Genomic DNA, 22,532 nt, shown 5'->3' on the forward strand with positions numbered 1-22,532 from the left:
GACGGTCAATGAAGAGGAAGCAGCCGATGATCGATCTGAAGGGACTTTCCGCCTTTCCAATCACGCCGTCCGATCGAGATGGACGCGTCGACGTCGGTGCGCTCAGGGCGCTGCTAGACCCCCTGATTGCGGCGAAGGTGGATTCGATCGGGCTGCTCGGCAGCACGGGCTCCTATCCGTATCTTGCTCGCGACGAGCGGCGGCGTGCGGTCCAGACAGCCGTGCGCCTGGCGGAAGGGACGACCCCGATCCTGGTCGGGATCGGCGCGCTGCGGACCGACGAGGCCGTGAGATTGGCCCAGGATGCGCGCGATGCCGGCGCGGCCGCGGGGCTGTTGGCGCCGGTGTCCTATACGCCGCTGACGGACGATGAGGTGTTCGAGCATTTCCAGACGGTGGCGCGCGAGAGCGGGTTGCCGATCTGCATCTACGACAATCCCGGCACGACGCATTTCCGCTTCACGCCGGCCCTGATTGGGCGTTTGAGCCGCGTGGATGGAATCGTAGCGGTGAAGAGTCCGGCGCTGGATGCTTCCGCCCTTGCGGGGCATGTCGCGGAATTGCGCGCTGTTGTGCCGAGCGGCTTCTCCCTGGGTTATAGCGCCGACTGGAATTGCACGGAGGCGCTGCTGGCCGGCGCCGAGATCTGGTACAGCGTCCTCGCGGGAATTTTCCCGAAGGTCTGCCTCGAGATCGTCCGAGCTGCGGCGAGCGGCAACGCCGCGGAGGCGCGACGGCTCAACGCGCGCCTGCAACCGATCTGGGACCTGTTCAAGACGTTCTCGAGCCTGCGCGTGGTCTACGCAATCGCCAATCTGAGGGGCATCTGCGCGGCGGAGCCACCGCGTCCGATCCTGCCGTTGCCCGCGGACGCGCAGAAGAGAGTTGCGGACACACTGGCCGGAATGCAGATCGAGCTTGGTTGAACCGGCCGGGTGCGGCGTTTTCGCGGGTTAGGCGGGCATTGGACTTACGGGTACCGTCTTTAATTGCCGCCGCCCTCCTGGGTGTCGATGTGATGCGCGACGTCGTTGGGATCGGCATGTGCAACGGAGGCCACGGCGGCGGTCTCCGGGCCGATCTCGCGGCCGCGGCCGCGGATCAGGCGCTCATAGGCCGTCACCAGAGTGGTGTAGGGATTGACCCAGATCCAGCCGTCGCGCGTGAACACCTGCACGTCGAAATGCAGATGCCGCGTGGTGCCGTTGGGATGATCGAGATAGTTCGAGACCACGCCGATTGTCTCACCCTCGGCGACACGGCGTCCGTTGAGCAGGCCGTCCGCGTCCATCGCTGACGGGTTCATGTGCATGTAGCGGAAGCGGATATGCTCGGTGCGGGTGTTGACCTGCAGCGTCGCCGCCTGCTGCTGCGGCGAACGGATCACGATGCTGTCGCGCACCGCGACGACGGCCTGCCGTCTCGGATCGCAACCGTCGGCGCTGCCCATTGGACAAGCGCCCGGACGGATATCCTGGCCCTGATGGCCGAAACCGCTGGCGCATTGTCCGACCTCGAAACTGCGCGCCTCGCAGAAATTGTCCTGCCAGGGATATTCATCGACCCGCCCGTGCTTCGGATAGGACTGCGAGTGCGCGAAGGCCGGCGCCTTGTCGAGCGGAAAGCGGATCTGCGAATACACCGTGAAGTCGGGGTGGCCGCCCTGCCTGCGGCCGCCGCTGTTGGCGACGATGTCGCCGCTCGGCCGATAGGTGAAGTTGGGCGACAACTCTGCGGGCCGTTCGGCGAGGTCGGCGGCGATGTCGCTGCGCGGCCGCGACGGCAATCCGCCCGCGACGCGCAGGGCCTTCAGGAAGCGTTCGGCGACGGGATAGGCCTCGCGGCAGGCCAGGCTCTTCGGACGGGCTACGGTGTCGATGCATTGGATCGACACGACGTAAGGAATCCCGAACCGGGTGAAGGCGTATCGGACGTAGCCTTCGCGGATGAAGCGGCGCATGTCCGGGAACTGGGCGGCCAGTGCCTTGACTGGCTCGCCCCTGCCGGCTAGCCGATCGGCGAGGTCGTAGACCAGCAGCGAGCCGGAAATCTGCACCTCGACCGGTTTCACGAAGGTTCGCTGCGGCATGCCGTCGCCGGCGCCTGATACGAGCGAGAACACGGCGTCATAGCCGGATGCGCCGGCATCGAAGAAATCCACCGCGCGAAAGTCGGCCTGATAGCGCGACACGGGCGCGCCATCCGGCGCACCGCCTTGGCGCGCCTCGAGATAGCTCGCGGTGTCGAAAGGCAGCAGCACGGGAATGGGGCTGCGGGTGATGCCGGGGAAGATCGGCGAGGTCACTGCGTTCAGCTGAACCAGTGCCGGCGTCGCGCGCGGATCGTAGGCGGGGACGCGGCGCTGGCTCGCGAAGGAGAAGTTTGGGACGACAGCCGGGTGGGCGTTGACCTCTTGCCGCAGTTGCTCGAGTGCGGAGCGCCATTCGACCCGCATGGCCGAGATGGACGGGGTCCTGAACTCGTCGGCGGATGCGCCGGACAGGGGGAGGAGCAAAGCTGCCAGCCAGCAACCGACGAAGCTGACCATCCCCCTGCTCAATGAAACCCCCAGCTCATTTGCGACTGCCGGAGAGATTAAAGCATTTTCGGTTCCGATTGAATCGGAACCGAAGCTCTAGCCTGTTGTATAGACATGTTTTCTTAACACGAAGTGGCGCCACTCCGCGTTCAAACACGCTTCACGCCTAGTCCTTGGCGCGTTCGACGTAGGAGCCGTCTTCGGTCATCACGACGATGCGGGTGCCGGTCGAGACATGCGGCGGCACGCCGGTGCGCACGCCGTTGGAGAGCATCGCGGGCTTGTAGGACGACGAGGCGGTCTGGCCCTTGGTGACGGGTTCGGTCTCCACGACTTCCAGCGTCACGCGCTGCGGCAGCTGGATCGCGACCGGATTGCCGTCGTGCAGCGAGAGCTTCACGGTCATGTTTTCCTGCAGATAGGGCGCGCCGGAGCCGACGATCTCCTTGGAGACCTGGACCTGGTCGTAGTTTTCCGCGTTCATGAAGTGGAAGCCATCGCCGTCTTCATAGAGGTAGTTGAAGTTGTGGTCTTCGACAGTGGCCTTCTCGACCTGGTCGGTGGTCTTGTAACGTTCCGAGACCTTCACCCCATCGCCGATGCGGCGCATTTCGATCTGGCTGACCGGGGTGCCCTTGCCCGGGTGAATGTTTTCGGCGGACAAGACCACATAGAGCTTGCCGTCCTGCTCGATGACATTGCCCTTGCGGATGGAACTGGCGATGACTTTCAAAGGTGTTTTCCTGAATTTGGGAGCCGGGGGCGCAAACCGGATAGGCAGCCCCTCGGCAGTGGCGGCGATTTCGGGCTGCAACATACTGATTTGTCCCTGAGATGCCAGCTTTTTGCGTTCGGTTTCGCCAGGTTGCGGACCTTCGATCGGAGGCAAATGGACCTGTTTCCCCTCGCGGTCGGGCGTTTGGACTGCTCGGATACGCGGGGTGGCGAGTTCAGCCACATGGACAAGCCCCGTGTCTTTCGACATGAAAGGATGAGCGTCGTTGCGTGCCTCCGAGGCAAACATGGTGTCGATCGTCAATTGGCTCAATATCAATGGCTTATGCGTGCCTCTTAAACAGGCGTGGGGGCTTGTTGACGTCGATTCGCTGATGCCGGCGAGGCGGCCGTGACCGCGCCGGACCAGCCATCACCCTGGTGGAGCAGGGCGCGGTACCCTGATCGCAAGCCGTTCCTGCTGGCGCGGAATGCGATCACCAGGGCGATCAGGGCCTGGTTCGAGGAGCAGGGATTCGTCGAGGTCGAGACCGGGATTCTCCAGATCTCACCCGGCAACGAGACCCATCTCCATGCCCCGCGCACCGACCTGACGCGGGCCGATGGCTCGCGCGCGCCCCGATATTTGCGCACCTCGCCGGAGTTCGCCTGCAAGAAGCTGCTCGCGGCGGGCGAACCGAAGATCTACGAATTCGCGCGGGTGTTCCGTGATCGCGAGCGCGGTGACCTGCATCTGCCCGAATTCACCATGCTGGAATGGTACCGCGCCAATGCAGGCTATGATGCGATCATGGCCGACACGATCGTCGTGATCGCCCACGCTGCGCAGGCGACGGGGATTGGCCGGTTTTCATTTCGCGGCAAGACGGCCGACCCGTTCGCCGAACCGGAATTGCTGTCCGTCGCGGCAGTCTTCGAGCGCTTCGCCGGCATCGATCTGCTGGCGACGATCAGCGGCGGCGAGGGCGATCGTGCCGCGCTGGCGGCGGCCGCGCGGGAGCGGGTGCGGATTGCGGATGACGACACCTGGTCCGATATCTTCAGTAAGGTGCTGGTGGAGCATGTCGAACCCAATCTGGGGCAGGGCCGCCTGACGGTGCTGTTCGAATATCCGTCGCCCGAGGCGGCGCTGGCGCGCACCAAGGCCGGCGATCCGCGCGTCGCCGAGCGCTTCGAGATCTATGCCTGCGGCGTCGAGCTCGCCAACGGCTTCGGCGAGTTGACCGACGCCGCCGAGCAGCGCCATCGTTTCACCGCTGCGATGGACGAGAAGGCGCGGCGTTACGGCGAGCGCTATCCGCTCGACGAGGAGTTCATCGCCGCGGTCGACCAGATGCCGGAGGCGAGCGGCGTTGCGCTCGGCTTCGATCGGCTGGTGATGCTGGCGAGCGGCGCGCCGAGAATTGATCAGGTGGTCTGGACCCCGCCTGCAGGAGAGACATGAACAGGATTGATCCCAAACTTGCGGCAACCCTGCGCCAGCCGCGCGAGCTGGTCGATGCCGGCCTCGCGCCGGCCGAGGCCCTTGCCGAGCTGGAAAAGGTCGGAGCGCGCTACGCTGTCGCGCTGACGCCGGAGCTTGCCGCGTTGATCGACCCGGCCGATGCCAACGATCCGATCGCGCGGCAATTCATTCCGAGCGCCGCAGAGCTCGTCGAGCAACCCGGCGAGAACGCCGATCCGATCGGCGACGATGCGCATTCGCCGGTGCTCGGGATCGTTCACCGCTATCCCGACCGGGTGCTGCTCAAGCTGGTTCACGTCTGCGCGGTCTATTGCCGATTCTGTTTCCGTCGCGAAATGGTCGGGCCGGGCAAGGACAGCGCCCTGTCCGATGACGCCTATCGGGCGGCGCTGGATTACATCCGCACGCATCAGGAGATCTGGGAGGTCATCCTGACCGGCGGCGACCCGCTGATGCTGTCGCCGCGCCGGCTGACGGAGATCATGGCCGATCTCGCAGGGATCGATCATGTGAAGATCATCCGCCTCCATACCCGTGTACCCGTCGCCGATCCCGGACGCGTCACGCCCGAGATGATCGCGGCGCTGCGGCCGGACGGCGCGACGACGTGGATCGCAATCCACGCCAACCACCCCCGCGAACTTGCACCGAACGCCCGCGCGGCCTGTGCCCGTCTCGCTGACGCCGGCATTCCCCTGGTCAGCCAGTCTGTGCTGCTGCGCGGGATCAATGACGATGCTGCGACGCTCGAAGCGCTGATGCGCGCCTTCGTCGAGTGCCGGATCAAGCCGTATTACCTGCATCACGGCGACCTCGCGCCGGGCACGGCGCATCTGCGCACCACGATCGAGGCCGGGCAGGAACTGATGCGTGCCCTGCGCGGACGCGTTTCAGGCCTGTGCCAGCCGGACTATGTGCTCGACATCCCCGGCGGCTACGGCAAGGCGCCGATCGGGCCGGATTATTTGTCGCAGCCGCCTTCCCGGAAACGTGAGGGTTCCGCGGAACGGCAGTATCGCGTCGTCGATTATTGTGGTGACATTCATCTCTACCCGCCGGAATCGTAATTCAGCGATCCGGGGGCAGGGCGGACGGCTGGAGCCGCCCGAAGACGAGCGCAACCGCGGCATCGAAATGCGGTGATGCTCGGCTTCTTTGTGGTGCTGGTCGGCGCGGGAATGTGGCTACTTGGCACCATGGCCGATATACGGAAGGTGCATGATTGCGCCGCGCAGGGGCGACGCAACTGCGCTACCATCGATGTCCCCAAGACGGGCGCGATAAGAAGGGCTGAGAGGCGGAGACGCGAAATGCGGAAAATGGTTTTGTCGATAGCATTCATGGTTGTGGTCGGAGCGCCCCAGGCCTTCGCACAACAGCAGGGCGGGGTCACCACCATGCCGAAGGACCGGCAGCCGATGGAGGCGCCGATCGGGCACCGCCAGCCGCGCGCCAGCGACGTCCCGAGCGAGAAGAGTCTGAACGACCCGAACAGCCAGTCGAACAAGGAAGACGCGGCGCTCGACAAGAAGATCAAGAGCATCTGCCGCGGCTGCTGATCTTTGCGAGAAGCAGGCGGAGCTCGATATCGCGCGCCCCGCCGCTTGCGCTCAATTCTGATGCCGCGTCAGGCCGAGGCCTCCTTCAAGCCTCCGCATTGCGCGGTGCGCCTGGCATCGACGGCGTCGGCCAGCCGGTTGAGCACGTCAGCCGTCGTATCCCAATCGATGCAGCCGTCGGTGATGCTCTGGCCATAGATCAGCGGCGTGCCCGGAACGACGTCCTGTCGCCCGGCAACCAGGTTGCTTTCGATCATCGCACCGACGATGCGCTGCTCGCCGTCCGCGATCTGGCGGGCGATGTCGGCGGCGACCAGGGGCTGGTTCTCCGGCTTCTTGCTGCTGTTGGCGTGGCTGGTGTCGATCATCAGCCGGGTTGTGACGCCGGCGCGGCCGAGTTCGGTCGCAGCCGCATCGACGCACGCCGCATCGTAGTTCGGCGCGCGGCCGCCGCGCAGGATGACGTGGCAGTCCTCATTGCCGCGTGTTGCGGCGATCGCCGAACGGCCGCCCTTGGTGACTGCCATGAAATGGTGCGGGTGCGAGGCCGACTTCACGGCATCCGCCGCGATCCGCACATTGCCGTCCGTGCCGTTCTTGAAACCGACCGGACATGACAGCCCCGACGCCAGCTCGCGATGGATCTGGCTCTCGGTGGTGCGCGCGCCGATCGCGGCCCACGAGACGAGGTCGGCGATGTATTGCGGCGTCGTCATGTCGAGGAATTCGGTGCCGGCCGGCAGGCCGAGATTGTTGACCGCCGACAGCACGCTGCGGGCAAGTCGCAGGCCTCTGTTGATGTCGAAGCTGCCATTGAGGTTGGGATCGTTGATCAGCCCCTTCCAGCCGACGGTCGTTCGCGGCTTCTCGAAATAGACGCGCATCACGATCTCGAGGCGGTCGGCAAGCTTTTCGCGCAGGCCGGCGAGACGCTCGGCGTAATCGACGGCCGCCGCGGGATCGTGGATCGAGCAGGGGCCGACGACGACCAGAAGCCGGTCATCGGTTCCGTGCAGGATGGCGTGGATGGCATTGCGGGCGCTCATAACGACCCGGGTCGCCGTCAGGGTGCGCGGAATCTCCCGCATCACCTCTTCGGGCGTACTCAGCTCTTTCAGTTCCTTGATGCGAAGATCGTCTGTCGTACTCAACACGGCTGGCTCCTTTTGGGATTGGGACCTGCCGGCACACAAAAAAGCCGCCAGGTCTGGCGGCTTGTTTTGGATGTCTGCTGCAATTCTTCAGATTGAGCGCGATCCTCCTGCCGCCAGCAAGCTGTCGTAGCTAAAGTACCAAAAATAGCTGGTGGCGAAGGCGATCATGGGCGGGCTCTATAGCCTATCGATTTTGGCTTGTCACCCCAAAATCCGATCTCGGCGAGCAGGCCGGGTCATGAGGCGTTGCGGGCGGCGAGCGCCATGCCGATCAAGGTGGCCCCGCCGAACATCAGGTTGAGGCCGACTAGGAGGCCAAGCGCCCACTGCGCCGAGCCCGGCAGGCCCGCGATGATGAAGAAGGCGATCACGATGTCCATCAGGCCGGCGACCAGCAGCCACGACCAGCGCCCCGACAATTCGCGGCGATGCTCCAACGCGTACATGATGGTGGCGACGCCCTCGGCGACGAAATAGGCGCCGACGACGATGGTCAGCGTCAGCACGCCCTGAAGCGGCCGCGCCAGCAGCACCATGCCGGCGAGCACGGCAAGGGCGGCCGAGATCAGCGACCACCAGAAGCCCGGCATATTCCGCGCCCAGAATGTCGCGATCAGCCCGCCGACGCCGCTGATCAGAAACATCCAGCCAAGGAAGATGGTGACGGCGAGGCTCGCCAGCGGCGGCACGATGACTGCGGCGATGCCGAGGATCACCAGCAGGATGCCTTCGAACAGGAAAGCCTTCCAGTGTTCCTTGACCGCTGCGCTCACCTCCGATCGCAGCTTGTCGAGATCATTGGAAATGGGCATCGCAAATCTCCCGTTAGGCGTGCGTGGGATGCAATCCTAAGTCGGACCCGGCGCCGACGAAAAGCCCTCCGCCGCTGTCCGCATCCGGTTGCGGCCGAGGAAGTAGATCGCGGCGGTCGCGACCAGGAGCGCAAGGCCGATCAGGATCGACGTGAAGCCGATCGGGACCAGGATGAACGACGCGTTGCGCTCGGGATTGACATACCAGTGATGCAGCGAGGTGAGCAGGAAGGCGACGCCGGCAAAACCCGCGCCGCCGCCCAGCAGCAGCAGCGCCCACATCCGCCGCAGCTGGCTCAGCCGCTCGCGCGCGAGCTCGGTGCGCGGCGCGTGATGCTTGCCGACGCGCCGCACCAACCGAATTGCAAACCCGATCGAGGCAAAGCCGATCAGCACGCTTGCCGAGCCCAGCAACAGCCGCGTTGTCGGCGTGAGATCGGGGATCCGTTGCAGCGACAGCAACGGAAAATCGAATGCGGCATGCAATGCGATCGGTGCGACCAGCACCAGCGCCCAGCTCGTGATGCGCGCCCAGTCGCGATTGCCGCGGTGCGCGCCGAGCGCGCCGCCGGAACGCGCGATCGCCAGATAGGCGCCGGCGATGATGCCGAGCGACCCGTGAAACGGCACTGTGAGGACGCTGCGCAGCGCCGCGAGCGCGCGCCAGATGTCCTTGTGCTGGACCAGATAGGCGAGGTTTTCGTAGGCGGCGAAGCCCAATCCGGCAGCCGCCCCGTAGACCACGGTGTCCATCGGATCGGCAAAGGCGCGGCGCCGCGACGAGATGGCGACGATAACGAGAACCTTGACGATCTCTTCGGGAGCGGCGACGCCGAACAACGAGCGGATCGCCTGAGTGATCCAGGGATCGCCGGGAATTGCGAGCAGTGCATTGAATGGCGCCCGCGCGAGACCGAGCAGCGAGATGCTGGCCGCACCGAGGACGAAAGCGAGCCACACCTGCGCCGGTGGGCCGGGGCGCTCATCGGCGGCGATGACAAGCCACAGCACCAGCAACGCAGGCGCGATGGCGGCGGCGCCAATCACAGTCGGAAGCGACTCGAGCAACAACATGAAGGCAATCAGACCTCGGTTGGATCGAAAATGGCCGCTAATCCAGCGCTTTGCAAGGTGGCTAGCGCGCCGAAAACCTGGGCGTGAACGCTTTCATGCGGGAACCGGGCCGGTTGAGCGCAGTTAGACTTCTCCCGCGGACCAGCGACGGCGGACCATCTTCGCATCAATTGCGACCGGGCAGGAGGCAGACGACACGCCGGGGAATGCGAGCGGTGACGCGCGATGGAGAAGCAGGCTGCCGAACGGCGTGGTAGATGTCGTTTGCCGAACAAGCGTGGAGGGCGTTGCGGGGTGCGTTTACGTGGAGCGGAGAGTCATGCGCGGTCGATCCTCAAGGCCATCAGCTGGCGGACCTTGGGGACACTCGACACCTTTGCCATCAGCTGGTTCATGACCGGCCAGGTCTCACTCGCAGGCTCGATCGCCGGGCTCGAAATCGTCACCAAGATCGCCTGGTACTACCTGCACGAACGGGTCTGGGCGGTCATTCCATTCGGCCGGCGCGTGTAGGAACGGGTTGGCGCGGCCACCTATTGCGTCAGCAGGCGCCGGCAGGTCTCGACGAAGACCTGGGCTCCCGTGACGATGTCGGCATCCTCGGTATTTTCGCTCCAGTGATGGCTGATGCCGCCGATCGACGGCACGAACAGCATGGCCGCCGGCATGATCGTGGCGAGGATCTGCGCGTCGTGTCCGGCGCCGCTTGGCATTCGCACCGATCGGCCGCCGGCAACAGCGGTGCTCACGGCCTCGATTGCGTCCTGGAATGCGCCGTTCATCATCGCCGGCGCGCCGGTTCTGATGCGCTCGACCTCGACGCCGCAGGGGCCTTGCGCGGTGACGTCGGCCGCCAGGCGGCGCAGATGCTCCTCCAGGCGAGCGATCATAGCGGGATCATCGTCGCGGATCTGAAACAGCATTTCCGCGCGCCCCGGAATGATGCTCGGCGCGCCCGGGTCGAGCGTGATGCGGCCGGTGGTCCAGACCGTGCGCGGTCCGCACAGGGCAGGGAAGCTGTCGTCGATCGCGACACAGAATCTTGCGAGTGCAAGACCGGCATCCCTGCGGATCGCCATCCGCGTGGTGCCGGCATGGTTCTGCGCGCCGGTGAATGTGATCCGGTACTGCCAGATCCCGACGATGGAGGTGACGACGCCGATCTTGAGGTCGCCGCTCTCGAGCGTGTCGCCTTGCTCGATATGGGCCTCGAGATAGCCGATATGGCGGCGAGGCTCCGCCTGTAGGCGAGGGCGGTCGGCGAGCCCCGCATCACGCAGCGCCTGACGCATCGTGCGATCGCTGCCGCGGTCGCGCGCGGCGTCGATCTCGGCATCGGTCACCGCACCGACATAGGAACGGCTGCCGAGGAAATGACCGAAATGTCCTTCCTCGTCGCACCAGGCAGCGACCTCGACCGCGCCATTGACGCTTGGGTCGGAGTTGAGCACGCGCGCCGCCTCGAGCGCATAGATGACGCCGAGCGGACCGTCGAGCCAGCCCGCATGGTTCTGGCTCTCGAGATGCGAACCGGCCAGCAGCTTCGATCCCGCCTTCGCGCTCGTGCCGAGAACATTGCCGATCCCGTCGATCGTCGCGGTGAGGCCGGCCTCGGGTAACCGCTGCGCGAGCCAATGGAGCGAGTGGACATGCGGTTCCGAAAACGTCGGCCTGTGCACGCCGGTCTTATACGTGCCGATCGCGCGGAGCGCGTTGAGGTCGGCGAGAACGCGACTGCCATCGAAGGGGTTGTTGATTTCAGGCATGATCGGACTCCCGACTTTTCTCTCGCGCCTCAATACCGTCTTCGTTTGACCTGACGATCGACAAATAGGGCAAACGATTTCTTAGCGGTTCTGCTTTTAGGTCACAGTACGAATAGCGTGAGAGTTCGATCATGTCTTCTATCCGGAATTGGGTCGGCAAGGCCGCCGTGTTGCTCCTGCCGATCGCGCTCGGCGCCTGCGCGCAATATGCGCAATACGGCATGACGACCACGACGCCGTCAGGGCCGGGACCGCTCGCCTGGGACGGCGCTGGACGGGATCCGAACCTCCCGCCGCCGCAACGGCACGCACGGAATGCGTCACCGGCTGTTGCGCAATCGGCCGATGTCCAGCAGGCCGCGTCCGCGGATGATGACGATCAGCTCGCGCGGAAGCTTGTGATCTGCAGCACCTGCATCAAGCAGCCTGCGGCGCAACCGAGCAATCGCCAGGACGTGGCGAGCATCGCCAATCAGAGATAGCTCGCTGCATCGCGCCAAACGATATGCATGCCCCAGCAACATCGTCCGCTGTTCCAGTCATGACCAATAGGCCTTAGTTAGGCCACGATATCGTTCGATGCGCAGGCACATGAAGTTTGGAAGAGCCATAGTCCCCGCAATCGTCGTCGCGCTGGCCGTCGCCATTCTGATTCACGCCGGCACGCGGGCGCATGCGCATGTGCCGCCGCATTGTGGATTCTGGACCTCGATCGAGGCCGGATTGTCCTGCAGGTGACCGGCCTTACGGGCTGACCCAAGGCCCTCAAACCGAGGGCCCCAAGGAGGCGGCAATTGGGCAACGGGCCACGCAAAACCAGGTCCTGCGGATAGATTAATCCGTAGCGGTTTGGTGCACGAAAGGGCGCCGGCGTTTGCGGGGTCTTTTCGTGTCTGGGCTCGCCAACTGGTAACAGGGCGGCAATCCGGGAAAACGCACCTCTGAACGCTTGCCCCACCGGCCAATCGCCACTATACGTTCGCCCGTCGCGGCCGTTGACCGGCTGTGACCGGTCCGGCGCTTCTCACGTACAACGTATTGATTTGCCGGGAGTTTTGCTCCCTTCGTCTATCGGTTAGGACGCCACCCTTTCACGGTGGAGAGAGCGGTTCGATTCCGCTAGGGAGCGCCATGCATCCAAATCCGCAGCATCCGACCTGATTTGAGCCGTTCCGGCAGAGCGTTCCGTGGATCGCTGCAATCCGCCTCGAATTCGCAACCCTTTGTAAAGCCGCGGGCGGTACGGCTGGGCCTTGGGGATGCTGCCATGGTGTTCGGGACCAAGAAGCGCGAAACGCGCAAATCGCTGCGCCAGTCCGGGTGGATCACGCTCGATGGCGGGTTTGCCGTGCGACCTTGCGTGGTCGAGGACATCTCCTCGTCGGGCGCCAAGATCACGGTCCAGGACAACAACACGCTGCCTGCCAAGCTGCGGCTGGCGTTTTCGCGTGACGCCCGCACCGGACGAGCATGCGAAGTGGTCTGGCGCGAGGGCAAGACGTTCGGCGTCAAATTCGTGCGCTAGCCTCACTGCCGAGCTAGCCCATTACGGCCACGCACGATAAAAGGCCGGATGCGGAAAACCTGCTTCGCCATCATCGCCGCCCTGCTTCCGGCTGCCGCGTTCGCGCAACAAGGCACCGGCCGCGGTCTTCAGACGCCGCCCGATGCCTGGAAGACGCTGCCGTCGAAAAAGACGACGCGGAGCAATCCCTGCGCGTCGTTCGGGCCGGGCTTCGTCAAGGTGGAAGGCAGCGATACCTGCGTGAAACTCGGCGGCAGCATCAGCGTCGGCGCAGGAACGTCGACCGGGCGCTGAGCGATCGCATCTGCGCTACGACATCGGCGGCGCGACGTAGCGGATGAATGCCGGCCGCTGCGCGATATCGCCGAACCAGCGTTCCAGATTGGCCAGCTTCGGCTTGACGACGCCTTCGACGCCGAGCCAGCGCCGCGCAAAGGCGCCAATCGCGATATCGGCGAGCGTGAACTGATCGCCCTCGATGAAGCGGCGGTCTGCGACCTGAGCCTCGATCACGCGCCACACCACGCCTTCGGCATCGACATCCTTCTGGATGTGAACCATGTCGCGCTTCTCGGGCGGTGTGCGCACCAGTGCCCAGAACACCGGACGGTCGACCGGTTGCAGCGTCGACAGCGTCCAGTCGAGCCAGCGATCGACGGCGGCACGCGCTTTCGGGGCTTGCGGATAGATCGGTGAGCTATGGCCGTAGGCCATGCAGAGATAGCGCATCACCGAATTGGATTCCCAGAGCACGTAGTCGCCGTCGACCAGCGTCGGTACACGACCATTGGGATTCATCGCGAGATATTCGGGCTGATCGTTCTGGCCGAACTGCATGCCGGCATCGATGCGCCGATAGGGGACGTCGAGCTCAGCTAGGCACCACAGCACCTTCTGCACGTTGACCGAATTGGCCCGGCCCCAGATCGTCAGTTGCTGCTTCTGATCAGTCACGCGTTCTCTCCCGCGGTTGTGATTGGCCGTGTTCCTAGCGGAGTCGCCTGCGAAATGCGCGGGGGGAATTGTACTGGGAGCAATAAAGTACTTGGAGCAACAAATGAGGCCGCGCCGCAGTCCTGAAGCGATGAGTGAGCGGCGCAGCGGGCCAGCATTCAGGATTTCGGAATCTCGGTGAGCGAAAGTCCGATCCTGAATAGCGAGTAGCCGCCGCGATCGACGGCTTCGCGCACTTCGGGATTGACGTCGTCGGCGCCACGCGTGCGCGTCAGTCGCCATTCGCTTTCACTTGCCGCTGACGGAAACGGCGCGTCCGCCTTCACCACCAGGCGGTAGGTGGGATGGCGGACGTGCACGAGGAATTTGTACAAGACTCTACCAGTGGCCGGTGTTGGGCATCGAGGTCCATGGCTCGGCCGGCGGCTTCGGATCGCCCTTCTGCAGCAGCTCGATCGAGTGCAAGTCGGGCGAGCGTACGAACGCCATGTTGCCGTCGCGCGGCGGACGGTTCATGGTGACGCCCATCTTCATCAGCTTCTCGCACGTCGCATAGATGTCGTCGACCTCGTAGGCGAGGTGGCCGAAATAGCGATCCTCGCCGTACTTTTCCTCGTCCCAGTTGTAGGTGAGTTCGACCAGCGGCGCGCCGCGGGTCGCTGGCTGCGACTTGAGCAGGTCGAGATCTTCGGGGGCGCAGAGAAACACCAGCGTGAAGCGGCCCTTGTCATTGTCGATGCGGCGCACTTCCTTCAGCCCTAGCGCGTCCTGATAGAATTTGATCGCCGCGTCGAGATTGCGGACGCGCAACATGGTGTGGAGATAGCGCATGGTGGAGGCTCCCTGGAGTTTCTGGGGACGGTTCTGGTTGGGTGGTTCGCGCTCTCATTAGCAGCAAAACGCCGGCAGTGGCAGCGTGCCATCGTGCCTGAGCGAGGAGCGGGCAGTCACGATTTGGAAAGGCCTCGGCGCTCTGCCGTCGTGTGGTGCCTGCTGCGTTCGTGCACGTCAGGCCTTGATATCGAGAACCGTCTCGACGGCGTCGCGGTCGGCCTGGTTCTTGGCGGCAAACACGTCGAGCACGTCCTCTGAGAGAATGTGGGGCTGGGCCTTCGCCGTCTGGTCGACGACGAGTTGCACTCTGGCCCGCGTCACTTCGACAGGTACCGGGTAGACGAGCATGGATCTCCCTCCTGATGCGAACTGTGTCAGCGCTTTGTTGACGAGGCGTTACCGCAGGGATCGGGTCCGAAGCGGCCGGATATCCTGATTTGCCGGCGACCGCTGCATCGCCCGGCTCGCGCGCTGCCCTGGTTGGGGCCATAGTGGGCACCGGGGCCGAACGGCGCGATCGATGAAGAACGGACTCTATTCGATCCACATCCACATGACTGACGGCGTAAGGGGCCGCGACAGCGGCGTCCTCATCCTGCGCGACGGGCTCCTGATCGGCGGCGGGCCTTATTTCTGGTCCATCGGCGCCTATACGGCCGGCGAAGGGACCTGGAAGGGCCATTTGAGCACCAACCAGCACACGCCGTTCCCGGATCCATTGGTCCGCCCGCTGTTCGCCGGGCGCGAGGTGACAAGCGGTTTCTCGGGCACGTTCCGCGACGATACGGCGGAGGTATTCGGCACCGTCCTGGTGGGAACGCGCAGCCTGAGCTTTCGTGCGACCCTGAAGCGGCTGGCGGATGCGTGAGGTTGCGTCACCGGGTGTGGATAAGTGTGCAGCAAGATTACGGCATTGTTGGAGAAATGGGCCTGGCGTCCCTGTGGATTTGCTGCGGACAAACGCTGGATATGCTGTGGAGGAGGCTGCACCGGTGCTGGTTGCCCGTTACCGAACCGTTTCAAGGGCACGATAACCCTACCCGGTTAGGTTAAGAGCAACATCGCGTTGCCACGACCTGTGATTGCGTTAGGTATGGCTGCGGGTGACAACCATGATGCCTTCGTTTCACAGCGCGGACCGACCGACCCACCGACGTGTGATGGGTGTCGGCCTGACGTTTTGCGCGGTGTTTGTGGCGATCAGCTTCTGGCTTCGGCCACAGCCGGAAAACACGCATGTGTTGGTGAAGGCGGACCGGCTGGTTCGGACCGCGGGCGAACCCCACAAGGCCAACTAGCGGCGCCGCTGCCGAGCGCTCAATCGGGCTGCTTCCCGTTTGGATGCTTGTGATACATCGCAATGCCGATGAAGCCGGCAAAGGCCATCACGTTGAGCAGAAGTTCCATCCATGCCGGCATGACGCCAACCTCAGTTTGCGTCATTTTAAACCCCAAGGTTGTCTCTTTGTTCCGGCGCCGACCGATGGTAGCTCTGCGCAATCGCATGGCTGCGGAACCGGGTTGATCGCCACAGATGCCGCTGTTCTGCAACCAAGCCTGTGCGCCCGCGTTACATCATCAGTCTATTGAGGAGGTTGCGCATGAAAAAGGCATTGGCAGTTTTGGCGACTGTCGCGACGGTTGGCGCGACGACGCTGAGCGCGCCGGCGCAAGCGCGCGGTATCGGTCCGGGCTTGGCCTTCGGTCTGGCGGCCGGAGCGATCGCCGCGGGTGTGGCGGGCGCCTACGGTCCTTACTACTACGGGTACGGACCGGGCTATTACCCCGGCTACTACGGCCCGCGCTATTACGGCTACGGTTATGGCTATGGTCCGCGCTACAGTTACGCGTACGCGCCGGGACCGTACGTCTATTACCGCCACCCGTACTATCGGCACCATTACTGGCATCACTGGTAGCCGCCAGGCAGGCCTGACGTCGGCGTCAGCGTGATCCAAATACGCGCGCTGTGCCCTCATCGACTGAGGGCGCAGCGCATTTCGTGAATCCCGGATCGTGCCGGAGGCCCCGAGGTCTCACGCCGTCTTTCGTTGAAATCCGTCCCAGGCGTTGCCGAGGGTGCTGGCGTAGTAATCCTGACGATCGCGCTCGAACTTCTGTTGCGTCGCCCGGAAGCTGGCAACGCGCGCGGCGATCTCCTCGCGCTCGCGCGCAACGGGGTCTTCCTTGTCAGTCATTCCCATCCTCTTCGTGGTGTTGTCCCGCGCGCATTGACGTCGGCGATCTTGGCGTGAGTGCGGACCAGGCGTTGCAGGATTGTGATCAAGTGAAGGCGGTGGATAAGGCGCCGGCCTGCTTGTCGCTTGTCGGGCTTCCCGTTAGCCAAAAGGAAAACGGGAGGCTGTGATGGCAAAGATCGATCTGGACGCATTGAGCATCGAAGAACTCGCAAACCTGCGCGATCAGGCCACTGAAAAGCTCTACGAGAAGGTCGCCGCGCGGCAGGCCGAACTGGAAGCCGAGCTTCAGTGGCTCGCGCAATACGCGAGACCCGTGAAGAAAGGACCGGGGGCGCTGATTGCCAAGGTCAAGAAGAGCGACGAGGACAGCGCGCCGAAAGAGCAGGTCGCGAAGGCTGCCTGATCGCGCCGATCTCGCAATCGATCTGACCATGCTATAGTTGGAGCCACCAACCGGATCATTCCGCGTGATTGCAAAAGACCTGCGCAGCGGCGTCGAACAACTCGGCAACATGATTGCCGAGGCGTCGACCATCGTTCCGTTCACCGGTGCCGGCATCTCCACCGAGTGCGGCATTCCCGATTTCCGCTCGCCGGGCGGGATCTGGACCCGCAACCGGCCGATTCCGTTCGACGAGTTCGTCGCCAGTCAGGATGCGCGCGACGAGTCGTGGCGCCGTCGCTTCGCGATGGAACCGACCTTTGCGGCAGCAAAGCCCGGTAGAGGGCATCGGGCTCTTGCGTCGTTGTACCGGGCCGGCAAGGTTCCGGGCATCATCACGCAGAACATCGACAATTTGCATCAGTCATCGGGGTTCAAGGCCGACGCTGTGATCGAGTTGCACGGCAATACGACCTACGCCCGCTGCATCGGCTGCAGCAAGACCTACGATCTGTCGTGGGTGAAGCCGCACTTCGACAAGACCGGTCGTGCGCCTGACTGCGCGGACTGCGGCGATCCCGTCAAGACCGCGACGATCTCGTTCGGACAGGCGATGCCGGAGGATGCGATGCTCCGCGCGACGGAACTCACCCAGCATTGCGACCTGTTTCTCGCGATCGGATCGTCGCTCGTGGTGTGGCCGGCTGCAGGCTTTCCGATGATGGCGAAGAACTGCGGCGCACGGCTCGTGATTATCAACAACGAGCCGACCGATCAGGACGACATCGCCGATCTCGTGATCCGCCACGACATCGGCGAGACGCTCGGTCCATTTGTAGGCAATTGATGCCTGCTTGATTCGCGACTGTGCAAGCCTGTTCATAGTTCCCGGCAGATTCGTTTTTTTGGCTATGCGCGGCAAGCGGGAGTGTTATCTTTTGATTAAGAGATTCGCGCAGCGTTCTCGTGAGTTGGTCATGAATGGCAGCGTGTTCAGGCTTCGCCGCGATGACGGCGAGCTGCAATTGATGTGTGGGGTCCGGGGTCATGGGGTCGGACGGATTTGAGTCCAAGAAGCTCGGCGGACTGCCGGCGAGCGGGGTTGGACAGAACAGACTTGGACCAGGCGAATACGCCAGCGGCACGCCGCGTGATCCGGCGCTCGATGCATTCTCCGGTCTCGGCGACACCGCGGCCAACCTCGTTGAAATCTCCGGCGTCATCAAATGGTTCGACGCCTCGAAGGGCTACGGCTTCATCGTTCCCGACAATGGTTGGCCCGACGTCTTGCTGCACGTGACTGTGTTGCGCCGCGACGGCTATCAGACGGCCTATGAAGGTGCGCGCCTGGTTGTCGAATGCGTCCAGCGCGCCAAGGGCTATCAGGCCTTCCGTATCGTCTCGATGGACGAGTCGACCGCAATCCATCCCGCGCAGATGCTGCCGCCGCGCACGCATGTGACGGTCACGCCGACCAGCGGGCTTGAGCGTGCGCAGGTCAAGTGGTTCAACCGGCTGCGCGGTTTCGGCTTCCTGACCTGCGGGGAAGGGACGCCTGACATCTTCGTGCACATGGAAACGCTGCGCCGCTTCGGCATGACCGAGCTGCGTCCCGGCCAGTATGTGCTGGTGCGGTTCGGGCCCGGCTCTAAGGGCATGATGGCCGCCGAGATCCACCCTGAGAGCGGCCCGTCGGCTCTGTCGTCGCATTAGCCTTTCGGCGCGATGCCGCGGCCCTGACGGAAACGTGAGCCGCTTGGCGCTCCCCAAGACTCTGGCATTTGCCGCAATCGTCGGGTTAGGGTCCGCCCGGACAACTTCTCCGGCGTGAGTATTTATAGATGAATTTGGCTTCGTTTGTTGGCCCGCTTCGCCCTTGGCTGGTGGCCTCGCTTGTTATCCTGTTCGGCGCGCTGGCCGGCCCGAGGGCCGAGGCCGCAACCTTCGAGCCGCTCGAGATCGTCACCAAGTCAGGCGTTCACGTCTTCTCGGTCGAACTGGCGACCACGGAGCAGGAGAAGGAAACCGGCCTGATGTACCGCAAGGAGCTTGCGGACGGCAAAGGCATGCTGTTCGACTTCTCGCCGGAGCAGGAGGTGTCGATGTGGATGAAGAACACCTATATCCCGCTCGACATGATCTTCATTCGCGCCGACGGGCGCATTCTGCGGATCGCCGAGAATACCGAGCCGTTGTCGACCAAGATCATTCCATCGCGGGGGCTCGCCAAGGGCGTCCTGGAGGTGATCGCGGGGACCGCCCAGAAGTACGGTATCCAGCCCGGCGACCGGGTCGGGCATCCGCTCTTCAACGGGCACTAAAGATCCCGACCGGTGCCTTGCTGGCGCCGGTTTATGCGTGTATCGACAATGCCTCTCGGAAATATCGGGGTATAGCGCAGCCTGGTAGCGCGGCAGTTTTGGGTACTGCAGGTCGTTGGTTCGAATCCAGCTGCCCCGACCATCCCAGTTCAACGTAGTGGCTGTGGCGCATCATAAATGCGTTCGGAGCTTTCAGCCGACGACAATCAGGTCTCGAGGGCAGTGCTGTCGGCACGCCTCCAAGCTGGAGGTTGCTCGGACGTTTTCTGCCGAGCGGCATTCCGAATTGTTTGCCTTTCGGCATCGAGCGGATGTGGCTTGCCGATCGAGCGGCCCGGCTGGCAGGGTAGATGGGCCCGGCAAGAACAATCAGCGAGGNCCCGCCATGACGCGCCGACTGATCGATATCTCCGTTCCCCTGCAGAACGACGTCCCGGCCGATCCGCCCGGCAATCACCCGACCATTCAGTACATCGACCATCAGCAGGGCTTGCCGCGCATGCTGCAATTCTTCGATGGATTGAAAGCCGAGGATCTGCCTGACGGGCAGGGCTGGGCCGTCGAGCAGGTCTCGCTCTCCACCCACAACGGCACGCATCTCGATGCGCCCTGGCATTTCCATCCGACCATGAACCGCGGCGAGCGCTCATGGACCATCGATGAGGTGCCGCTGGACTGGTGCTTTCAGCCGGGCGTGAAGCTCGACTTCCGGCATCTGCCGGATGGTTACGTGGCCACCGCTGATGACGTCGAGGCCGAGCTGAAGCGCATCGGCCACAGCTTGTCGCCGCTCGAGATCGTCGTCGTCAACACCAGCGCCGGCGCGAAGTATGGCCGCCAGGACTACGTCACCTCGGGCTGCGGCATGGGCTACGAAGCGACGATGTACCTGCTCGAGCGCGGTGTGCGGCTGACCGGCATCGACGGCTGGAGCTGGGATGCGCCTTTCGTTTACACCGCGAAGAAATATGCCGAGACCAAGGACGCCAGCCTGATCTGGGAAGGTCACAAGGCCGGGCGGCACATCGGCTATTGCCATATCGAGAAGCTGCACAATCTCGAGCAGCTTCCGTCCACCGGCTTCATGGTGTCGTGCTTTCCGGTGAAGATCGAACGGGCGTCGGCGGGATGGACGCGGGCGGTTGCTATCCTCGATAGCTAGGCTCGCGGTTCCGGTTGCATATTTTGGAACTCGGGGTACGCCGATCATTCCGGTGGATTGTTGCCGCAGGGCTACAGCCTGAGGCACTAAAATGAGCTTAAATACACGCAGTAGTCGTAAGCGTATTCGATGACTGAGGACGTTGGCTCGTCATCGATTTCATGGCTTCCGCAGTTCTCTCCCGTGGTGGACTACAGCCCCGGCGTTGTCCGGGGCTCTTTCTTGCCCGGCGTCGGCCGGGGGCGCAGCAGCGCAGAGCAGGGCTATCCGGACACGAGCGGCTCCGCGCCGCGCCCGAGTGCAAACTGGCCGACCGGCCCCTCGACGTGAAATTCGAGCCCGGTCATCTTCGCGAACAGATCGATATTGGTGGTGCCGATCGCGCAGCCGCCGAGACCGAGACCTGCCGCCATCATGTACAGTGTCTGGGTCAGGACGCCGACATCCTTCAAGATGAGCGCATAGGCGATGGCGCTGTACTTCCAGGAGATCCGGCCGAAGCGCGCAGCGATCGTGATCAGGATCGGCGGCGGTGAGGGCACGTCCATGGCGAATTCCGCGCTTTGCAGCATGGCCGCCAATTGCTGTTGCTGGACGTCGATGGCGGTCAAAGCGTGCGCGGCGGCGTCATAGTGATAGAACCCCGGCGCCAGGCCATCGCAATTGGTGATGGCCAGATAGAGCTCGAGCTCGTAGGCACTGCCGGCCCCGGGATACGGCCTGCTGGTGTATTCGATGTCGGGACCGTCGTCGAATTCGAGCGGGCTGCTCCATCTCGCCCGGACGCGTGCGACGCCATTGAGGAACGTCGAGAGTTCACGCAACGTGATCGGTCGCTCGCCGTCGAAATCGCGCACGGAGTGCCGTTCGTGCAGCAGTTTTTCGAGCGGCGAAGCGGTCCCGCTGGGCTCCTGCAGCTTGACGGTCTTGCCGGCCCAGGCGGGCCGGATCGCGGGGAGCGGCGCGATCTGTCCGGTGTGCGGGTAAAGGCCGCCCAGTGGATTGGCCTGCCGGCCTTCCGTGCTGCGGGTATGGAACAGCAGATCGTGAAAATCCCAGAGCACGAGTCCGTCGTCGCCCTCGGCCTGCCGGAGTGCATCGCGTTTTGCCGGGGCGACGGCGAAGAGCATCTGGCAATCCAGCAGCAGCGCGAGCAGTGCGGGTCCAGGATAGTCGTCGCGGCGCCGGATGCTGCCGATCGTCTGCGGGGCGGCGAGGGCCATGAGCAGGCTCGCGATCTCAGGATCGCAAATCCTGAACAGCGCGCCGGCTCGCGGCGATTCCAGGACCATCTCGCTGCCACGCCGTCGCAGATAAGCGAAGCGTGACAGCGCGACCGTTGTCGTATCGGTCAGCTTGGGCGCCTGCGGCCAATAATCAGCGGTTTGCGGTTCGATCACCACCAGGTCGTTGGCGTCCTCCCCGCGGCGCAGGCAGTATTCCAACAGACCGCGGCGCGCCAATTGCCGGATCAAGCGCGCGACGTCTCGCTCGGCCTCACCGTCTTCAGCTGACGGGGAGGAAGGGAGTGGCAAGCCCGCCCGCAACTCCTGTGCGCGCGCTGCTGCTGCGGCGCCAAACTTTCCAAGCGGATCCGAATAGCCGTCGATGTCTGCGACGATGCTCCGGTCGGCCTGCGCCTTCAGCATAACGCGTGCATTGAGCCGGGCGAGGAGGGCCAGCGGCGCGGTGCCGTGCGATTTCTTTTTCGTAGGCGCGCGCACGCCGGCATCACCTCAGGTATGCGGAAGGAATTGCGTCAGTTCGTTTTCCGGCGACGGTTGATCGCGCAATCCGAGCTGGACGGGCACATCATAGAGCCGTCCGGGCCCGAAGCGGCGATAGAAGTGACGCATGCCGGGAACGATGACCCGAACCACGGGAACTTCGACGTCAGGCCGGGTTTGATCGAGCACCAGGAAATCCATGCCGGCACGCGCGGCGATCTCGATGCACGCGTCCACTTGGGCGCGCGTGTTGTCGAGCGGCGCCTTCGCTGCCGGCGCCGGCGGGATGGTCGGGGTCGCGCTTGGAATCAGGAACGGATGG

At 63.9% G+C, this 22,532-nt stretch carries 30 protein-coding genes and 2 tRNA genes; 18 read left to right on the forward strand and 14 right to left on the reverse strand.

Annotation, left to right across the window (positions count from 1 at the left end; all coding sequences use genetic code 11):
• Positions 1–26 precede the first annotated feature (26 nt).
• Positions 27–926 (forward strand): dihydrodipicolinate synthase family protein, encoded by a 900-nt coding sequence (locus AS156_RS20670; protein WP_066508345.1) that lies wholly within the window; start codon positions 27–29, stop codon positions 924–926.
• A gap of 59 nt (positions 927–985) precedes the next feature.
• On the opposite strand, the gene AS156_RS20675 is transcribed toward AS156_RS20670, so the two are convergent.
• Positions 986–2,548, reverse strand: a complete 1,563-nt coding sequence (locus AS156_RS20675) for a M23 family metallopeptidase (protein ID WP_066508089.1) — start codon at positions 2,546–2,548, stop codon at positions 986–988.
• Between the two features lie 157 nt (positions 2,549–2,705).
• Complete coding sequence (gene efp, locus AS156_RS20680; protein ID WP_066508091.1) at positions 2,706–3,272, reverse strand: elongation factor P; 567 nt, start codon at positions 3,270–3,272, stop codon at positions 2,706–2,708.
• A gap of 393 nt (positions 3,273–3,665) precedes the next feature.
• Between efp and epmA the strand changes: the two genes are divergently transcribed.
• From epmA to AS156_RS46085, 3 genes are all read left to right on the forward strand, one after another.
• Positions 3,666–4,718, forward strand: a complete 1,053-nt coding sequence (gene epmA, locus AS156_RS20690; RefSeq protein ID WP_066508095.1) for an EF-P lysine aminoacylase EpmA — start codon at positions 3,666–3,668, stop codon at positions 4,716–4,718.
• Entirely contained in the window at positions 4,715–5,806 is a 1,092-nt protein-coding gene (locus AS156_RS20695; RefSeq protein ID WP_066508098.1) for a lysine-2,3-aminomutase-like protein, read from the forward strand. Before epmA ends, AS156_RS20695 begins: the two co-directional genes overlap by 4 nt.
• A 243-nt stretch (positions 5,807–6,049) precedes the next feature.
• Entirely contained in the window at positions 6,050–6,298 is a 249-nt protein-coding gene (locus AS156_RS46085; protein ID WP_066508347.1) for a hypothetical protein, read from the forward strand.
• Positions 6,299–6,366: 68 nt separating this feature from the next.
• Here AS156_RS46085 and AS156_RS20710 read toward each other — a convergent pair whose 3' ends face one another.
• The 3 genes from AS156_RS20710 to AS156_RS20720 form a co-directional block, all read right to left on the reverse strand.
• Entirely contained in the window at positions 6,367–7,452 is a 1,086-nt protein-coding gene (locus AS156_RS20710; protein ID WP_066508099.1) for a 3-deoxy-7-phosphoheptulonate synthase, read from the reverse strand.
• A 236-nt stretch (positions 7,453–7,688) separates the two neighbouring features.
• Entirely contained in the window at positions 7,689–8,264 is a 576-nt protein-coding gene (locus AS156_RS20715) for an HdeD family acid-resistance protein (RefSeq protein ID WP_066508100.1), read from the reverse strand.
• 36 nt (positions 8,265–8,300) lie between these two features.
• On the reverse strand, positions 8,301–9,338 hold the full coding sequence (locus AS156_RS20720; RefSeq protein ID WP_066508101.1) for a PrsW family glutamic-type intramembrane protease: 1,038 nt from the start codon (positions 9,336–9,338) through the stop codon (positions 8,301–8,303).
• Positions 9,339–9,632: 294 nt separating this feature from the next.
• Here AS156_RS20720 and AS156_RS20725 point away from each other — a divergent pair, with 294 nt between their 5' ends.
• A complete protein-coding gene (locus tag AS156_RS20725) occupies positions 9,633–9,851 on the forward strand; it encodes a DUF2061 domain-containing protein (protein ID WP_245312989.1) in 219 nt (72 codons plus the stop codon).
• A gap of 20 nt (positions 9,852–9,871) precedes the next feature.
• Here the strand turns inward: AS156_RS20725 and AS156_RS20730 are convergent, their stop codons facing one another.
• A complete protein-coding gene (locus tag AS156_RS20730) occupies positions 9,872–11,104 on the reverse strand; it encodes a Zn-dependent hydrolase (protein ID WP_066508107.1) in 1,233 nt (410 codons plus the stop codon).
• A 131-nt stretch (positions 11,105–11,235) separates the two neighbouring features.
• Here AS156_RS20730 and AS156_RS20735 point away from each other — a divergent pair, with 131 nt between their 5' ends.
• From AS156_RS20735 to AS156_RS20750, 5 genes are all read left to right on the forward strand, one after another.
• Positions 11,236–11,586, forward strand: coding sequence for a hypothetical protein (locus AS156_RS20735; protein ID WP_066508108.1), 351 nt, complete (start codon positions 11,236–11,238; stop codon positions 11,584–11,586).
• Between the two features lie 109 nt (positions 11,587–11,695).
• On the forward strand, positions 11,696–11,842 hold the full coding sequence (locus AS156_RS43400; RefSeq protein ID WP_201456079.1) for a hypothetical protein: 147 nt from the start codon (positions 11,696–11,698) through the stop codon (positions 11,840–11,842).
• Between the two features lie 319 nt (positions 11,843–12,161).
• Positions 12,162–12,236 (forward strand) — tRNA-Glu (locus AS156_RS20740).
• 135 nt (positions 12,237–12,371) lie between these two features.
• Positions 12,372–12,629 (forward strand): PilZ domain-containing protein, encoded by a 258-nt coding sequence (locus AS156_RS20745; protein WP_066508110.1) that lies wholly within the window; start codon positions 12,372–12,374, stop codon positions 12,627–12,629.
• Between the two features lie 48 nt (positions 12,630–12,677).
• Positions 12,678–12,923 (forward strand): hypothetical protein, encoded by a 246-nt coding sequence (locus AS156_RS20750; RefSeq protein ID WP_066508112.1) that lies wholly within the window; start codon positions 12,678–12,680, stop codon positions 12,921–12,923.
• Positions 12,924–12,938: 15 nt separating this feature from the next.
• Here the strand turns inward: AS156_RS20750 and AS156_RS20755 are convergent, their stop codons facing one another.
• The 4 genes from AS156_RS20755 to AS156_RS42980 form a co-directional block, all read right to left on the reverse strand.
• Positions 12,939–13,583, reverse strand: coding sequence for a glutathione S-transferase family protein (locus tag AS156_RS20755; protein WP_066508115.1), 645 nt, complete (start codon positions 13,581–13,583; stop codon positions 12,939–12,941).
• Between the two features lie 158 nt (positions 13,584–13,741).
• Positions 13,742–13,957, reverse strand: a complete 216-nt coding sequence (locus AS156_RS20760; RefSeq protein ID WP_082747658.1) for a hypothetical protein — start codon at positions 13,955–13,957, stop codon at positions 13,742–13,744.
• 4 nt (positions 13,958–13,961) lie between these two features.
• A complete protein-coding gene (locus AS156_RS20765) occupies positions 13,962–14,414 on the reverse strand; it encodes a VOC family protein (protein WP_066508119.1) in 453 nt (150 codons plus the stop codon).
• A gap of 177 nt (positions 14,415–14,591) precedes the next feature.
• Positions 14,592–14,765 carry a hypothetical protein gene (locus AS156_RS42980; RefSeq protein WP_160331127.1) on the reverse strand — a complete coding sequence of 58 codons (174 nt, stop codon included), beginning with the start codon at positions 14,763–14,765 and terminating at the stop codon, positions 14,592–14,594.
• 172 nt (positions 14,766–14,937) lie between these two features.
• Between AS156_RS42980 and AS156_RS20770 the strand changes: the two genes are divergently transcribed.
• Positions 14,938–15,285 (forward strand): GrlR family regulatory protein, encoded by a 348-nt coding sequence (locus AS156_RS20770; RefSeq protein WP_066508122.1) that lies wholly within the window; start codon positions 14,938–14,940, stop codon positions 15,283–15,285.
• A 449-nt stretch (positions 15,286–15,734) separates the two neighbouring features.
• On the opposite strand, the gene AS156_RS45655 is transcribed toward AS156_RS20770, so the two are convergent.
• Positions 15,735–15,860 carry a hypothetical protein gene (locus AS156_RS45655; protein ID WP_283807936.1) on the reverse strand — a complete coding sequence of 42 codons (126 nt, stop codon included), beginning with the start codon at positions 15,858–15,860 and terminating at the stop codon, positions 15,735–15,737.
• 158 nt (positions 15,861–16,018) lie between these two features.
• Between AS156_RS45655 and AS156_RS20780 the strand changes: the two genes are divergently transcribed.
• Positions 16,019–16,336: a hypothetical protein gene (locus AS156_RS20780; protein WP_066508126.1), complete on the forward strand. Its 318-nt coding sequence runs from the start codon at positions 16,019–16,021 to the stop codon at positions 16,334–16,336.
• 117 nt (positions 16,337–16,453) lie between these two features.
• Here the strand turns inward: AS156_RS20780 and AS156_RS43405 are convergent, their stop codons facing one another.
• Positions 16,454–16,615 carry a hypothetical protein gene (locus AS156_RS43405; protein ID WP_201456080.1) on the reverse strand — a complete coding sequence of 54 codons (162 nt, stop codon included), beginning with the start codon at positions 16,613–16,615 and terminating at the stop codon, positions 16,454–16,456.
• 169 nt (positions 16,616–16,784) lie between these two features.
• On the opposite strand from AS156_RS43405, the gene AS156_RS20785 reads away from it, so the two are divergent.
• The 6 genes from AS156_RS20785 to AS156_RS20810 all read left to right on the forward strand — a co-directional run bounded on the left by AS156_RS20785 (position 16,785) and on the right by AS156_RS20810 (position 20,483).
• A complete protein-coding gene (locus AS156_RS20785; RefSeq protein ID WP_066508127.1) occupies positions 16,785–17,021 on the forward strand; it encodes a hypothetical protein in 237 nt (78 codons plus the stop codon).
• A 64-nt stretch (positions 17,022–17,085) separates the two neighbouring features.
• The gene (locus tag AS156_RS20790) at positions 17,086–17,847 is read left to right on the forward strand and encodes an SIR2 family NAD-dependent protein deacylase (protein WP_066508128.1); all 762 of its coding nucleotides are present in this window, start codon (positions 17,086–17,088) and stop codon (positions 17,845–17,847) included.
• A gap of 200 nt (positions 17,848–18,047) precedes the next feature.
• Positions 18,048–18,713, forward strand: a complete 666-nt coding sequence (locus AS156_RS20795) for a cold-shock protein (protein WP_066508129.1) — start codon at positions 18,048–18,050, stop codon at positions 18,711–18,713.
• 128 nt (positions 18,714–18,841) lie between these two features.
• Positions 18,842–19,321, forward strand: coding sequence for a DUF192 domain-containing protein (locus tag AS156_RS20800; protein ID WP_066508133.1), 480 nt, complete (start codon positions 18,842–18,844; stop codon positions 19,319–19,321).
• A gap of 65 nt (positions 19,322–19,386) precedes the next feature.
• A tRNA-Pro gene (locus tag AS156_RS20805) sits at positions 19,387–19,463 on the forward strand.
• A gap of 243 nt (positions 19,464–19,706) precedes the next feature.
• Positions 19,707–20,483, forward strand: coding sequence for a cyclase family protein (locus tag AS156_RS20810; RefSeq protein ID WP_066508134.1), 777 nt, complete (start codon positions 19,707–19,709; stop codon positions 20,481–20,483).
• A gap of 263 nt (positions 20,484–20,746) precedes the next feature.
• Here the strand turns inward: AS156_RS20810 and AS156_RS20815 are convergent, their stop codons facing one another.
• Positions 20,747–22,207 (reverse strand): SagB/ThcOx family dehydrogenase, encoded by a 1,461-nt coding sequence (locus tag AS156_RS20815; protein WP_245312990.1) that lies wholly within the window; start codon positions 22,205–22,207, stop codon positions 20,747–20,749.
• A 12-nt stretch (positions 22,208–22,219) separates the two neighbouring features.
• A partial coding sequence (locus tag AS156_RS44680) for a YcaO-like family protein (protein ID WP_245312991.1) occupies positions 22,220–22,532 on the reverse strand: 313 nt, incomplete at its 5' end.

Origin of the sequence: Bradyrhizobium macuxiense (genome assembly GCF_001542415.1) — a bacterium.
GTDB classification, from domain to species: Bacteria; Pseudomonadota; Alphaproteobacteria; order Rhizobiales; family Xanthobacteraceae; genus Bradyrhizobium; species Bradyrhizobium macuxiense.

Excerpts from the sequence above, each read along its gene's own strand:
- AS156_RS20670 (WP_066508345.1), top strand. The coding sequence starts at position 27 with ATGATCGATCTGAAGGGACTTTCCGCCTTTCCAATCACGCCGTCCGAT.
- AS156_RS20675 (WP_066508089.1), bottom strand. The coding sequence starts at position 2,548 with ATGGTCAGCTTCGTCGGTTGCTGGCTGGCAGCTTTGCTCCTCCCCCTG.
- AS156_RS20695 (WP_066508098.1), top strand. The coding sequence starts at position 4,715 with ATGAACAGGATTGATCCCAAACTTGCGGCAACCCTGCGCCAGCCGCGC.
- AS156_RS46085 (WP_066508347.1), top strand. The coding sequence starts at position 6,050 with ATGCGGAAAATGGTTTTGTCGATAGCATTCATGGTTGTGGTCGGAGCG.
- AS156_RS20715 (WP_066508100.1), bottom strand. The coding sequence starts at position 8,264 with ATGCCCATTTCCAATGATCTCGACAAGCTGCGATCGGAGGTGAGCGCA.
- AS156_RS20720 (WP_066508101.1), bottom strand. The coding sequence starts at position 9,338 with ATGTTGTTGCTCGAGTCGCTTCCGACTGTGATTGGCGCCGCCGCCATC.
- AS156_RS20730 (WP_066508107.1), bottom strand. The coding sequence starts at position 11,104 with ATGCCTGAAATCAACAACCCCTTCGATGGCAGTCGCGTTCTCGCCGAC.
- AS156_RS20735 (WP_066508108.1), top strand. The coding sequence starts at position 11,236 with ATGTCTTCTATCCGGAATTGGGTCGGCAAGGCCGCCGTGTTGCTCCTG.
- AS156_RS43400 (WP_201456079.1), top strand. The coding sequence starts at position 11,696 with ATGAAGTTTGGAAGAGCCATAGTCCCCGCAATCGTCGTCGCGCTGGCC.
- AS156_RS20745 (WP_066508110.1), top strand. The coding sequence starts at position 12,372 with ATGGTGTTCGGGACCAAGAAGCGCGAAACGCGCAAATCGCTGCGCCAG.
- AS156_RS20750 (WP_066508112.1), top strand. The coding sequence starts at position 12,678 with ATGCGGAAAACCTGCTTCGCCATCATCGCCGCCCTGCTTCCGGCTGCC.
- AS156_RS20765 (WP_066508119.1), bottom strand. The coding sequence starts at position 14,414 with ATGCGCTATCTCCACACCATGTTGCGCGTCCGCAATCTCGACGCGGCG.
- AS156_RS42980 (WP_160331127.1), bottom strand. The coding sequence starts at position 14,765 with ATGCTCGTCTACCCGGTACCTGTCGAAGTGACGCGGGCCAGAGTGCAA.
- AS156_RS20770 (WP_066508122.1), top strand. The coding sequence starts at position 14,938 with ATGAAGAACGGACTCTATTCGATCCACATCCACATGACTGACGGCGTA.
- AS156_RS45655 (WP_283807936.1), bottom strand. The coding sequence starts at position 15,860 with ATGACGCAAACTGAGGTTGGCGTCATGCCGGCATGGATGGAACTTCTG.
- AS156_RS20780 (WP_066508126.1), top strand. The coding sequence starts at position 16,019 with ATGAAAAAGGCATTGGCAGTTTTGGCGACTGTCGCGACGGTTGGCGCG.
- AS156_RS43405 (WP_201456080.1), bottom strand. The coding sequence starts at position 16,615 with ATGACTGACAAGGAAGACCCCGTTGCGCGCGAGCGCGAGGAGATCGCC.
- AS156_RS20785 (WP_066508127.1), top strand. The coding sequence starts at position 16,785 with ATGGCAAAGATCGATCTGGACGCATTGAGCATCGAAGAACTCGCAAAC.
- AS156_RS20795 (WP_066508129.1), top strand. The coding sequence starts at position 18,048 with ATGGGGTCGGACGGATTTGAGTCCAAGAAGCTCGGCGGACTGCCGGCG.
- AS156_RS20800 (WP_066508133.1), top strand. The coding sequence starts at position 18,842 with ATGAATTTGGCTTCGTTTGTTGGCCCGCTTCGCCCTTGGCTGGTGGCC.
- AS156_RS20810 (WP_066508134.1), top strand. The coding sequence starts at position 19,707 with ATGACGCGCCGACTGATCGATATCTCCGTTCCCCTGCAGAACGACGTC.